Raw genomic sequence first — 12,799 nt, forward strand, 5'->3', positions numbered from 1 at the left:
GCGCCGTGGCGGACGAGTGCGTGCGCGTCTGGGTCGTCGACGACCAGGCCAGTTTCCGGCGGGCGACCGCCGCCACCTTGGCTGCGATGGACGGTTTCGTGATGGCCGGCGAATGCGAAACCGGTGAGACGGCAGTCGAATTGATCCGCGCAGGCGATGCGGACATCGTGTTGATGGACATCCACATGCCGGGAATGGGCGGGATCGAAGCCACGCGGCAGATTCGGGCGGAGCGACCGGATGTGTTGGTGGTGCTCATGTCGACGTACGATCTCGACGACATTCCGGCGGCCGCGTCAGCCTGTGGCGCGTCGGCGTATCTGAGCAAGGAGCGCCTGTCTCCCGGGTTGTTGAGCCGGATATGGCAGACAGCGGGCTGAAGGCAGCGCCATCCGACGAATCGGTCCCGCATTGGCGAGTGCCGAAGGTGCTGCTCAATGCGGCGGTACGGTCGTCGACTCTGCTGGGCCACGACCTGATCAACCGTTACCGCGCGGAGCGCTTCCAACTGTTCGTCGGCGGTCATCTCGCGCTCTGGGCGGGCTTCGGCGGCGTACTGCCACTGTTGGAGTACGTCTGGATACTGCGGTCGTACTGGTACCTGATTCTGGCCGCGATCGGCATCACGCACTGTTTCGCGTTGTCCTTCGCGCTGCGCCTGGCTCAACACAAGCGCTACGAAGACTCGATCACGTTGATGTGCGTCGCGACCTGGATCACCACCTCGCTCGTGACGTTCGTATCACCGCCTCTTCTGCCGGCGATGGCCCTGATCGCTCTGGTGCCGGTCGTTTTCGCCGAACCGTACGTCCGATGGCAGCGCGGGCTGGCTTTCACCGTGCTGACGGCGGGATGCCTGCTGGCGATGACCGCACTGGCGCGATTCACTCAGATCTCGGACGCGGTAGCCCAAACGCCTCGTTGGGTGGAGACGACGTTCATCGTCGTCGCCGTGCCGCTCAACGCGTTTCACCTTTTGGTCATCGTGTGGAACAACGCCGCGGCGCTGCGGACCTTTCAAATGCGGCTCGCCGAACGCGCCGCCGAACTGGCCGCCTCGCGGACCCGCCTGATCGCCGCGGCCGACGAGGAACGTCGTCGCCTCGAACGCGACCTGCACGACGGCGCTCAGCAACACCTCGTCGCGCTGTCGGTACTCATCGGGCTCGCGCGCAGCGCCGAGCACGGCGAAGACCGGTCGCTGCTCGCCGAGGCGTCCGAACTCCTGAACGTCTCGATCGCCGAGATTCGCCGGCTAGCCCATGGCATTTACCCTCCGCTGCTGGTCAGTGGTGGTTTGAGCGAGGCGTTGCCGACGCTGGGCGCCCACGCCGCGGTTCCGGTCCGGTTCGACATACGGGGACTGGACCGCTATCCGGCGCCGACCGAGGCGGCCCTCTATTACTGCTGCAGCGAAGCGCTGCAGAACGCGGCCAAACACGGCGGGCCCGACACCACGGTGACCGTCACCGCCCGTGCCGACGATCGGGTGATCACGCTCGTGATCAGTGACACCGGGCGTGGATTCGAGTCCGCGGCGATCGGCATGGGGCTGACGAATATGCGGGACCGTCTCTCGGCGATCGGCGGCACACTCTCGATCGACACGGCACCGGGACGGGGCACCCGCATCATCGCCACGGCCGGCACCTCTGACTGACTCTGCCGGGGGGGTACGCACCACAGCCAACTGTGTTGCGCGCACTGTATTCGTGCAAACCTGGGCGCAGCAGGATGGATCTCGTCATCGAAAGACTCTGAACGCAGGTTCTTCGAGGAGCGGGGACCCCAATGTCGGTATCAACGCTGGATTTTCGCGACGAGCCCGAGCGCACCGCCTTGCCGGAGGGGACCGTGACGCTACTGCTCGCCGACGTTGAGGGCTCCACGAGGTTGTGGGAGAGCCAGCCTGACGTGATGGCGGCGGCACTGGAGGCGATGGATCGCGTGCTCGTCAGCCTGGTGAAAGCCCACGACGGTGTCTGCCCGGTCGAGCAGGGCGAGGGCGACAGCTTTGTGGTGGCGTTCACGCGGGCCGGCGATGCGGTGGCGTGCGCGCTGGCTCTGCAGCAGACTGTGTCGTCACCCATTCGCCTGCGGATCGGCGTGCATACCGGCGAAGTTCGGCTGCGGGATCAAGGCAAGTACATGGGGCCGACGATCAACCGTGCCGCCCGCCTGCGCGAGCTGGGGCACGGGGGCCAAACACTTCTGTCCGGTACCACAAGCGATCTGGTTCGGGGCCTGCTGCCCGAGCAGGCGTGGTTGATCGACTTCGGCCGCTATTCGCTTCGAGACCTGTCGTGCCCGGAGCAGGTGACCCAGTTGTGTCATCCCGATCTGCGCAACGAATTCCCCTCGCTGCGATGCGGTGTCACGCGCGGAGGCCGCAAAGCCGGCCGTGTTCGCCGGCTCCGCGATGTGGGTCGCGTGCTCGCCGCACTGACCACGGACGTCTGGTGACCGCGGTTAAGTACTTTCGTGCAGATAACCGGATAAATCGCAGTGGTGCGCTACCGAGATCATCACACTGCGGGCGGGCGACAATTCCCTTGGCAGATCACGAGGTGGAGGCCTGGGAGGACCGCATGACCAACACCGTCGCCGACCCGTGCGCAGCACCGACGTCAAGCCGGTCGAAGCCGCCATCAGTGCGCTCATCCAAGCTCGTGCAGGGTGTTGGCTTCGCCTTCTTCCGCCGCAGGGCGATGCGGCACTGGATCAAGCGGCACGGCCGCATCTTCGAAATCAACGTGCCATTCTTCGGGCGATCCGTCGTGATTTCCAACCCGGCGCTGGTGAGGTCGGTGTGCACGGCGAGCGCCGAACAGCTCAGCAACGTGCAGCCGAACATGAGCAACTTGTTCGGGCCGGGATCGATCTTCGCCCTCGACGGCAGCGGGCACCGCGACCGGCGCCGGCTGCTGGCACCGGCCTTTCACGGCCAAAGCCTCAAGAACTACGAGAAGGTAATCCAGGCCGAGACATTGCGGGAAATCGCGAATTGGCCTGAGGGCAGCGAGTTCCGGATTCTGGAACCGATGAACAGGATCACATTGAACGTGATCTTGCGGGCCGTCTTCGGCGCTGAGGGGCGCGAATTCGAGACACTACGCGAGATCGTCCCGCCCTACATGAAACTCGGACAACTGCTGGCGTTCGCCCCGCCGCCACCGGCCTGGATTCGACGTCTCACTCCCTGGTCCCGGCTCGACCGGTTGCGCAGGGAATTCGACCGGATCGTGTTCACACTGATGGACGCGGCCGATGCCGATCCGGATCTCGACGAGCGCACGGACGTTTTGGCCCTGTTGGTGCGCAGCACGCACAACGATGAAGCCGGTATGTCGCGGCTGGACATCTGTGACGAACTGCTGGCTTTCGTCTGTGCGGGTCATGAAACCACCGCGTCGGCATTGGCGTGGGCGTTCGAGCGCTTGCGCCGCCACCCGGCTGTACTGGCCGAACTGACGAGAGAGGTCGACGCGGGCGGCAGCAAGTTTCGTCATGCCACGATCGCGGAGTTGCTGCGGGTCCGCACAGTCCTCGACGTGTTCGGGCGCCGGGTCAGTTCGGCGGACTTCGGACCCTTCGAATGGCAGATCCCGCGCGATCGTACGGTGCTCGTGCGCATCGCCGATGTTCACGAGAATCCGGAGATCTTCTCCGACCCAGAGCTATTCGATCCGTATCGCTTCTACGACAGGAAGCCGGGCACGACCGATTGGGTGGCGTTCGGTGGCGGCGCGCGGCGGTGCATCGGCGCCGGCTTCGCGATCACCGAGATGGATATGGTGCTGCGGACGGTGTTGGAGAACTTCCGGATCCAGACCGATGCCGCCGCCGATGAGAAGTCGCATTTCCGGGGCGTCGCCCACACCCCGAAGTTGGGCGGTCTCGTTGCGGTGAACCGCAGAAGGTAGCCATCATGCCGACCCAGCTGATCAAACCGATGCACGTTCAACGGTTCGAAATCCTCTGCAATGTCGGGGATGCCATCGTGGCGAACCTGGCGATGAACATCGTCTTCTTCTTTGAGCGCGATCTCGACACAGTGGTACTCAGGCGCGCATTCGCCCGGGCCCTGACGAATCTTCCGATCTTCGCGGCGCGAATGGCCACGGGGGGCGGCCCGATGCGAATCCGGTGTCGTGGGCAGGGCGTACCTCTGACGTCGGTAGCGTCCGAGCGCACGCTCCGTGAGGCCATCTGTTCGGTGTGGGAGGACAAGGGGTCATGGCTCGTCGATGCGGTGAACGGTGTCACCGCGCGTTGGGGGCTGAGCCCGTTGTGCAAGGTCCGCGTCACGCATCTTGCAGACGACGCCACCGCGATCGGTTTCTCCTGGCACCACGCGGTCGGCGACATGCAGACGCTGATGCACTTCATGAACGCGTGGTCGGCCGCCGCCACCGGGAAGGTGCTCGCCGAGCCGTTGATCGTGGCAGACCGCGCCGCCTATCTCGACGAGCATCTGCCCGCCGACGGTGCGCGGGAGCCCGGCGTGCGGTGCCTCCGGTTCACAGAAATCGTGCGCGGTGCGCGGTATCTGGCACGGGAGGCGCGAAAGCAGCGCACCCTGAGCGTCTGTTTCGGAGATGACGAGATTGTCCGCATGCGCGAGGCCTACGGGAGCCGGATGCGCTTGTCGGCGAACGATGTTGTTTGCGCGCATATCTGCGAAGCTCTCATGAATGCGGATGAGGGGGTGGCTCGTCGTACGCTCGCAATCGTCGTGAACGCGCGGACTCGTTGCGGTCTCGACCCTATGCTCGTCGGCAATATCATCACGACACTGAATCTCGAGCTGAGGCGCGGAGAGCCGGCAACGTCGATTGCCGAACGCATCCGCCACAACGTCGACCATTTCGCCGACCAGCATTGCGACATGCGCGCCAACCAACGGTTCCTCGACGCGGGCGGTAGGTGGCGGGCCGCTCGCTGTGTGACGGCCGCGTTCAGTCCGGTCGCCTGGAATCCGATTGTGACGAACCTGAGCAGCTTCGGGGTTTACCGCCTTCAGTTCGAGGACACCTTCACGTCCTACTGCACGGTATTGATGACATTACCCGTCGCAGGGAGCGCAACCTTGATGGAAGGGGCGCACGGCAGCGGACTTGTCTTTCGAATGGCATTGCCACTCAAAGATTTCCAGGTCATGTCCGCGCCCGCGGTTCGCGAATACATGCACCGGTTCCGGTGCTCCACCGCTGCATCGTGAGGTTCACGACCGCGAACGTCGGATCGGACCTGGAGCCTAGTGGGGCACTCGGTTGCGAATCACCCGCTCGAGTGCACGAATGTCGGATTCGATCTGCCGCGACAGCCAGTACACCAGGACGAACCCGGTGATCCCCCCGATACACAGCACTCGGATCGGCACGATGACTTCGGCGATCTCGGCGGGGGTCAGGAGTGTCACGGCGACGACGCCGAGCAACGGCACGGAGGCCGCGATCGCCAGATACCGTGAGAGTCGACGGCTGAGCGCTCCTAGCTGATCGGCTTCCCGCGGGTTCGTCTGCCCGTGCGCCACGAGTTCCGGATAGACACTGCGCACGATGTAAAACGTCAACAGAAAGAACGGATACGCGATCGCGATTGCGCCACAGATCGTCAGTGACCCGAAGAAATGGATCGCAGACCTACCGGGGATTCCACCCGCGACGAACTGCATGGTGAGCGGGAAGGTCAGCCCGGCCAGCAACCATAAGCCGAACACGACGAACACCACCCGATCAGGCGTGACGAGACAATCGTGACGCGCTTGGGCCAAGGCTTCTGCGGACGGAGCGGGCCCCTGCCGCAGGCGTCGCGGGACCAGGATTACACGACGGCACCAATAGAGCAGCAGCGCGCTGCCGAGCGGAAAGAAAACCACATTGACCAGTGCGGTGATTAGCATGAAACGGCTCTGGGCCTGCTCGGAGAGCTGGCTGACGATGAGCAGTCGATTGTGTTGGATGTTGTACATGCTGGCGAGCAGGTTGGGAATGATGATGGCCAGCAGCGCAATTGGCAGGACGAACGGCCGCAGCCGCAGCCGCCAGCTTCGTGCCGGCGGATCCACCAGGTCACGAGCGTGCGGATCAAGGCACAGCTGGAGTTGCTCGGCGAGTTCGGCGCCCGAGTCCCAGCGCTGTTCGCGATCGGCGCTCAATGCCTTCAGCAGAACTCTCCGCAGCGCCGGCGGACAGTTCTCCGGTAGCGCGGAAACGGCTGCCGGCGAGACCCCTTGTGCGCGGGTGGCCAGCATCAGCTCGAGCGCTGTGGTGTCGCCGATCGGCCCGGCCCCGTTCGCCCGAGCGGCTTGCGCCGCGGAATCATCGAACGGTTTGCAGCCGGTCAGTAGCTCCCACAGCACGACCGCGAGGGAGTAGATGTCGCTGCGGGCATCGAGGTTCGCCATATCTCGCGTGTGCCCGGGCTGACAAGCGACGAGTTGCTCGGGAGACATGTAGGACAGTGAGCCGCCGAAGTATTCGAACGGGCTTGCGCCCGCTACGTTGCGGCCGAAGCTGATGTTGAAGTCCGCGAGTTTGGGGGTGCCATTGGGCGCGAGGAGGACGTTCGCCAGCTTGATGTCGCGGTGCAGGACGCCCCGTGAATTGGCATAGTGCAACGCTTCGGCCAGTCGTTTCCCCAGCCAAGCAACGGTGTCGGGCCAGGGCAGGGAGGCGAGCTCAGCGCGTGTGGACGACTCGGTGGGCCGGATCTCGCCGCGCGCCTCCAGTGCGTCGTCCACCGCGTCAAGCAACGCTTGACCGGTTTCGGGTGGCCGCTCTGCGCGATGAATCGCTTGGACAAGGTCGAGCAGCGTTCCGCCGGGCAGATACTGCATGTAGAGCAGTCGCCAGTCACGATCGCGCAGAATCCGCTGGTCGAAGACGCGCACGATGTAGTCGTGGTCGAGTTGGGCCAGGGTCTGCGGTTCATAGCCTCGGTTCGCGGATATCTTCACCGCCACCAGCCGTTGCAGTGACCGTTGCCGGGCCAGGAAAACTCGCGCGAATGCGCCGCTGCCGAGCTCGATGAGCAGATCGAAGTCGTCGAGCCGCTGCCCGACATCGATCTGGGCGAGGCGGGTGGACGGGCTGACGGCGGCGAACGATGGTTCGAATGATCCGGTGCGGATTGCGGTTCCGTCGGCAGTGTCCGTGGGCGCTTGAGTGCGCGTGAACTCGGCGGGGTAGTCGGCGGTCGGGTCAGTCATGGCAACCTCGTTCCAGGTCACCTAGATGGTAGCTGCGGTACCCCTGGCCTGGGAGTTCTTCGCCCAACGCCTGCGCAGACAGCGCCTGACGCGCATTACTGCAGTCGGCTCGTCATGGAGCCTCCTATCGGGATTGAACCGATGACATCCCGCTTACAAGGCGGGTGCTCTACCACTGAGCTAAGGAGGCCTGAGGGCCCGAGTTTATCGGCTCGTCGGTTCGGGGAACCCCGCTGCCCGTGACTGTCAGGGACGGTCTTCTCAGCGACGTCGACGACTACGTGCGCATGCTGCGCGGCGCCGCGGTCCTGCTCCTGCAGGAGTGGCGGCCCGAGGATCAACCGCCGAGCCCGGAAAGCGTCTCAGCGGCGATCCAGAACCTCGAAGCGGACGCCTGACCTCATTCCTCGACGTCGACGATCCGTTGCGACGTCACGGTCCGCGAGGCCGATCGTGCGCGCGGCCGTCGGCCCGGCAGCGGAATCCGGTCGGCGATACTGCTCAGCGGGTTCACTACCTGGCTCAACGTCACGACGGCATCGTGCAGCGCGTCGATCGTCGGCGCCAGCGCCTCGAGTCCCGGAGCCAACCGGTTGAGGGTGTCGGCGACGTCGGCCAGTTTGAGCAGCGGCCCGTTCGGATCCGTCAGCGTGTCCAACAACCCGCCCTCGGCGAGCAGTCGGTCGGCAACCCCGTCCTCGCGCAGCACCCGTTCGACCAGTCCGTCGTTGGCCAGCAGTTGGTCCGCCAGTCCCCCCGGCGCGATGACCCGCGACAAGGCGCCGTCGTCGGTCGTCATCCGGTCCACCAGACCGCCCTCGGCCATCACCTGGTCCACCAAGCCACCGGGCTCCACGGCCCGCGCTACCGCACCGTTCTCCGCAGTCATCCGGTCCAGCAGTCCGCCCTCGCTGGTCAGCTGATCGACCAGCCCGCCCGGTCGCAGCAGTCGGTCGAGCGGGCCGTTCGGCGCCAGTGCCCGGCCCAGCGGGGCGTCGTCGTCCATCAGCCTGGCCAGCCGGTTCGCCCGGTCGACGGCGTCGTTGAGGCCCAGCATGGTGGCCAGAGACGCCGAGCCGGCGCCGCCCTCGGCGGCTTCGCCGAGCGTCCGCTGCGCCAGGGTCACCGCGCCCGTGGCCATGGCAAGCCCCGCGTCGGCGACGGCCAGCGCGGTCCGTGCCGGAGCGGTGGCGATATCGGTCAGGGCTTTGCCGAAGTTCATCACTCCAGTCTATGGACACTGCAAACTGAAACTCACAGGAAGCACACAGCCGACTTGCAGGAACATAGCCAGCGAAGAGATTCACAGTGATTAGGTGGCCATGCCTGCACTACCGGAGAACACACCCGAGGCCAAGGTCCTCGTCGTCGACGACGAGGCCAACATCGTCGAGCTGCTGTCCGTCAGCCTGAAGTTTCAGGGGTTCGAGGTCTACACCGCGTCCAACGGTCCGGCTGCGCTGGACAAGGCGCGCGAGACGCACCCCGACGCCGTCATCCTCGACGTGATGATGCCCGGCATGGACGGCTTCGGCCTGCTGCGCCGGCTACGCGCCGACGGCATCGACGCACCCGCGCTGTTTCTCACCGCGCGAGACTCACTGCAGGACAAGATCGCGGGTCTGACCCTGGGCGGCGACGACTATGTGACCAAGCCGTTCAGCCTCGAGGAGGTGGTGGCCCGGTTGCGGGTGATCCTGCGTCGTTCCGGGCGCGGCGTCGAAGAGCCTCGCAACTCCCGGCTGTCCTTTGCCGACATCGAACTCGACGAGGACACCCACGAGGTGTGGAAGGCGGGGGAGCCGGTGTCGCTTTCACCGACGGAGTTCACTCTGCTGCGGTACTTCATCATCAACGCGGGCACCGTGTTGTCGAAACCGAAAATCCTCGACCACGTCTGGCGCTACGACTTCGGCGGCGACGTCAACGTCGTCGAATCGTACGTGTCGTATCTGCGCCGCAAGATCGACACGGGCGAGAAGCGTCTGCTGCACACCTTGCGCGGGGTGGGATACGTGCTCCGCGAGCCGCGGTGATGAGCGCTTGTGCGAAGAACGGTCGGCACGCTGACAATGGGTAGATGACCGGACGTGTGCCGCTGAGGGTCGCGCTGGTGGCGGCCACCCTTTTATTGGTGGCGTGCGGTCTGCTGGCGTCCGGCGTGGCGGTCACCTCGATCCTTCGGCACACTCTGAGCAGCCGGGTCGACCAGGAACTGCTCGACGCCTCCCGCGGATGGGCGCAGGCGCCGCGCGGCGGGTCCGCCGACGCGGTGGAAAGCCCCAACCCCGCGCGGCCACCGACGAACTTCTACGTCCGAGGCGTCGATGCCGGTGGCCGGATGTGGATCGCGGTGAACGATCGCGACGCCGAACCGGCGCTGCCGCCCGACAACGACGTCGGCCCCGTTCCGGTGACGATCGGATCGCTCGACGACTCCGGTGTGCTGTGGCGCGCGATGACGGTCCGCGGGCCCGGCGGGGAACTGACCACTGTGGCCATCGATCTCTCCGATGTGCAGACCACGGTGCGTGAGCTGACCTACGCGCAGGTGGGCATCGGGGTGGCGGTACTGCTGGTGCTCGGTGTGGCCGGCTACGCCGTCGTGCACCGCAGCCTTCGCCCGTTGGTCGAAGTCGAACAGACTGCCGCCGGGATCGCTGCGGGCGATTTCGACCGCCGCATCCCACAGCGCGATCCGCGCACCGAGGTGGGCCGGCTTTCTTTGGCGCTCAACGGGATGCTGACTCAGATTCAGAGCGCGATGGCCGCGTCGGAGGCCTCCGCCGAGCAGGCGAGGCGATCCGAGGAACGGATGCGACGGTTCATCACCGACGCCAGCCACGAACTGCGTACGCCGTTGACCACGATCCGCGGCTTCGCCGAGCTGTACCGCCAGGGCGCCGCACGCGACATCGAGATGCTGATGAGCCGCATCGAAAGCGAGTCCAGCCGAATGGGTGTGCTCGTAGAGGACCTGCTGCTGCTCGCGCGCCTCGACGCACAACGCCCGCTGGAACGCCGGCGGGTCGACTTGCTGACGTTGGCTACCGACGCTGTGCACGACGCGCAGTCCATCGCTCCGAATCGGGTCATCAAGATGGAGGTGCTCGACGGTCCCGGCACCCCGGAGGTGCTCGGCGACGAGGCGCGCCTGCGCCAGGTGCTGGGCAACCTGATGGCCAACGCGCTGCAGCACACCCCCGAAAGCGCGGGGGTCACGGTGCGGGTGGGTACCTCAGGCGAGCAGGCGGTGCTGGAGGTCTGCGACGAAGGTCCGGGGATGAATCCCGAAGACGCGCAACGCGTTTTCGAGCGGTTCTACCGTGCGGACACCTCGCGGGCACGAACCAGCGGCGGTACCGGCCTGGGGCTGTCGATCGTCGACTCGCTGGTCTACGCGCATGGCGGGACGGTCGGCGTCACCACCGCCTCCGGACAGGGATGCACGTTCACGGTCAGCCTGCCGCGGATAGCCGACGTCGCGGCTCAGGTCAGCTGAGCCAGCGCGGCTTTGATCCTGGCCTGAGCATCGTCGAGGGCCTGCGGCGACGGGTTGTGGTCGGCGTTGGCGAAGCCGAAGTCGGCGAGGTTGTTGGTGGGGAAGACGTGCACGTGCAGGTGCGGCACTTCCATGCCGGCGATGATCACGCCCGCCCGCTCGGCCGGGAATGCCTTGACCACGGCCTTGCCGATCAATTGCGACACTTCCATGACCCGGCCGAGGACCACGGGGGCGACCTCCTGCCAGTGGTCGATCTCCGCTCGGGGCACCACCAGCGTGTGGCCGCGGGTGATCGGCGCGATCGTCAGGAACGCGACGGTGTCGTCGTCTTCGTAGACGAACCGGCCGGGCAACTCTCCGTTGATGATCTTGGTGAAGACGCTCGCCATGGCGTCGAGCATAGTGAGGGTCGTTGAGGCACGAGGCGGGCGCGTTGGTGTGGCCGTCGCGTTGGTCAGAACGGTGGAGGGTCGGCGTCAGAGCCGTCGGTGCCCACCGCGAGGTCGGTATCGGTTAGGTCGTGCGGCGGCGGCCTGCTGGGTTGGGAGGTGACGGGGGCCGCGGGTCTGCTGCGTTCGAGGGCGTTGAGTGCGCGTTCGCGCTTGATTTGGTGCAGCCGGTCCTGGGTGCGGGTTCGCCGTCGGCGCGGCATCATGGCGCCTTTGGCGCCGTTTTGTGCCGGTCGTTGTGGCGCGGGCAGGACGGCAGTGGCGCTATCCCAGCCGGGGTAGAACAACCGGCTACCGGGGTGGGTTACATACGTGCGCCCAGACGGCGCCGTCCAGATGATCGTCCCGTCGGCGCGTTGCTCGTCGAGCCAGCCGCAGAACGTTTTGAGGAGGTGATGAATTCGGCACAGGCACTTGGTGTTTGACGGATGCGTGGCGCCGCCCGGATAGGGCGTCGTGTGGTCGATGTCGCAGAACTCCGCGGGTCGGTCGCAGCCGGGGAATCGACACGTCAAATCGCGCATCCGGACAAACCGTGCCGTCTTGCGCGACGGCTGATAGCCGGCTTCGGGTGCTGCATCGGGCTTTTGCACCCACTGGACTTTGGCGCCGTTGTTGATCAGCTCGGCCAGCAGCGGCGTCGGGATCAGACCGCCACCGAGAACAAGCGCTGCAGCCGGTTTCGGCTGCCCCGGCGGTGCTGGGCGTTCGGCCGGCTCTGGCCCTGGATTGGCTTGGCCGTCGCCTGACATCTGAGGATCGGGTTGTGCGTTTAGGGCCGCGGGTTCGGCGATCACGTTGATGACGATGCCGGCCGCGCGGGGATCGTCGCCGGCAGCCGGGCAGTCCGGGTTGGCGCACTGGCAGCTCAGTGCGTCCGCGCCGGCGGCGATGGTGCCCAGCGAATCAGCCCGCCGCTGCCCGAGGGTGCGCGGATCGTCGTTGCACACCCCGCCCGACATCTGTGCTAGCCGACGCTCGAGCAGGGCCGCATCGGTCGCCGACAACCGACCCCACAGCGACGCCGTTCCCGTCACATCGTCGCGTTTGCCCAGCCGGACGTCTCTGCTTCGTGCGGCCTCTCGCATGCGCCGGCGCGCGTCGGGATCATGAGCGTCGACCAGCGAGTCGATCGCCGCCTCCAGTTTTGCGACCGACAGTGACCCCCACTTGGCCGCACGCTCGGCGATCGCGGTGTCGAGCAGTTTTTGGATCTCGGAATCAACGATCAGTTGTGTCCGCCAGGTGATGGTCGCGACCAGCCCGGCACTCAACCGCCCCTCGGCGAACAGCGCCGCGACTTTGGGCAACCGCTCCCGCAGGGCCATCGCGATACACATCTGCCGCGAGGCAGCCCGGTCCGCGATCCCCATCGCAGCCGAAATCTCGGCGGCCGCCAGCCGCCAGCCGTCGATCACCAGATGCTCGCGCTGCCCGTCGGGCTCGGTGTATCGCGCGGTCAACTCGGCGGTGGCCGCCAGGCGACGGGCCACAAGAGCGGCCTCCGCGCGGGCGCACTCCTCGATCGCCGCGACCACGGCGGTATCGTCGGCCGTCGCAAACATCGAGGGGAACATAGTTTCGATCATGCCAGAGCCCACCGACAAGATCGGGGTGGTGAACTACGGGGCC

The 12,799-nt window shown here is 66.0% G+C and carries 11 protein-coding genes, 1 tRNA gene and 1 pseudogene; 8 read left to right on the plus strand and 5 right to left on the minus strand.

Going from position 1 to position 12,799, the window contains the following annotated elements; translation table 11 throughout:
- Positions 1 to 5 precede the first annotated feature (5 nt).
- The 5 genes and pseudogenes from QGN32_RS14635 (at position 6) to QGN32_RS14655 (ending at position 5,221) form a co-directional block, all read left to right on the plus strand.
- The gene (locus QGN32_RS14635) at positions 6 to 380 is read left to right on the plus strand and encodes a response regulator (RefSeq protein ID WP_326545094.1); all 375 of its coding nucleotides are present in this window, start codon (positions 6 to 8) and stop codon (positions 378 to 380) included.
- Positions 362 to 1,660 carry a sensor histidine kinase gene (locus tag QGN32_RS14640; protein WP_326545095.1) on the plus strand — a complete coding sequence of 433 codons (1,299 nt, stop codon included), beginning with the start codon at positions 362 to 364 and terminating at the stop codon, positions 1,658 to 1,660. The genes QGN32_RS14635 and QGN32_RS14640 overlap by 19 nt, the downstream gene beginning before the upstream one ends.
- A gap of 131 nt (positions 1,661 to 1,791) precedes the next feature.
- A pseudogene (locus QGN32_RS14645) lies at positions 1,792 to 2,367 on the plus strand (adenylate/guanylate cyclase domain-containing protein); the annotation flags it as partial.
- A gap of 221 nt (positions 2,368 to 2,588) precedes the next feature.
- The gene (locus QGN32_RS14650; RefSeq protein WP_326545096.1) at positions 2,589 to 3,923 is read left to right on the plus strand and encodes a cytochrome P450; all 1,335 of its coding nucleotides are present in this window, start codon (positions 2,589 to 2,591) and stop codon (positions 3,921 to 3,923) included.
- 5 nt (positions 3,924 to 3,928) lie between these two features.
- Positions 3,929 to 5,221: an acyltransferase gene (locus tag QGN32_RS14655; RefSeq protein WP_326545097.1), complete on the plus strand. Its 1,293-nt coding sequence runs from the start codon at positions 3,929 to 3,931 to the stop codon at positions 5,219 to 5,221.
- A gap of 36 nt (positions 5,222 to 5,257) precedes the next feature.
- Here the strand turns inward: QGN32_RS14655 and QGN32_RS14660 are convergent, their stop codons facing one another.
- Positions 5,258 to 7,213 carry a serine/threonine-protein kinase gene (locus QGN32_RS14660; RefSeq protein ID WP_326545098.1) on the minus strand — a complete coding sequence of 652 codons (1,956 nt, stop codon included), beginning with the start codon at positions 7,211 to 7,213 and terminating at the stop codon, positions 5,258 to 5,260.
- Positions 7,214 to 7,328: 115 nt separating this feature from the next.
- Positions 7,329 to 7,403: transfer RNA gene (locus QGN32_RS14665), tRNA-Thr, on the minus strand.
- A 49-nt stretch (positions 7,404 to 7,452) separates the two neighbouring features.
- Between QGN32_RS14665 and QGN32_RS14670 the strand changes: the two genes are divergently transcribed.
- The gene (locus QGN32_RS14670) at positions 7,453 to 7,611 is read left to right on the plus strand and encodes a hypothetical protein (RefSeq protein ID WP_326545099.1); all 159 of its coding nucleotides are present in this window, start codon (positions 7,453 to 7,455) and stop codon (positions 7,609 to 7,611) included.
- Positions 7,612 to 7,613: 2 nt separating this feature from the next.
- On the opposite strand, the gene QGN32_RS14675 is transcribed toward QGN32_RS14670, so the two are convergent.
- The gene (locus tag QGN32_RS14675; protein ID WP_326545100.1) at positions 7,614 to 8,435 is read right to left on the minus strand and encodes a hypothetical protein; all 822 of its coding nucleotides are present in this window, start codon (positions 8,433 to 8,435) and stop codon (positions 7,614 to 7,616) included.
- 100 nt (positions 8,436 to 8,535) lie between these two features.
- Between QGN32_RS14675 and QGN32_RS14680 the strand changes: the two genes are divergently transcribed.
- Positions 8,536 to 9,249 carry a response regulator transcription factor gene (locus QGN32_RS14680; RefSeq protein ID WP_326549079.1) on the plus strand — a complete coding sequence of 238 codons (714 nt, stop codon included), beginning with the start codon at positions 8,536 to 8,538 and terminating at the stop codon, positions 9,247 to 9,249.
- A gap of 44 nt (positions 9,250 to 9,293) precedes the next feature.
- The gene (locus QGN32_RS14685) at positions 9,294 to 10,715 is read left to right on the plus strand and encodes a sensor histidine kinase (protein ID WP_326545101.1); all 1,422 of its coding nucleotides are present in this window, start codon (positions 9,294 to 9,296) and stop codon (positions 10,713 to 10,715) included.
- Here the strand turns inward: QGN32_RS14685 and QGN32_RS14690 are convergent.
- The gene (locus QGN32_RS14690) at positions 10,703 to 11,107 is read right to left on the minus strand and encodes an HIT family protein (protein ID WP_326545102.1); all 405 of its coding nucleotides are present in this window, start codon (positions 11,105 to 11,107) and stop codon (positions 10,703 to 10,705) included. The genes QGN32_RS14685 and QGN32_RS14690 overlap by 13 nt on opposite strands.
- Positions 11,108 to 11,172: 65 nt before the next feature.
- Positions 11,173 to 12,732, minus strand: a complete 1,560-nt coding sequence (locus QGN32_RS14695) for an HNH endonuclease signature motif containing protein (RefSeq protein WP_326545103.1) — start codon at positions 12,730 to 12,732, stop codon at positions 11,173 to 11,175.
- Positions 12,733 to 12,799 lie beyond the last annotated feature (67 nt).

The organism is Mycolicibacterium sp. ND9-15, assembly GCF_035918395.1.
Taxonomy (GTDB): Bacteria; Actinomycetota; Actinomycetes; order Mycobacteriales; family Mycobacteriaceae; genus Mycobacterium.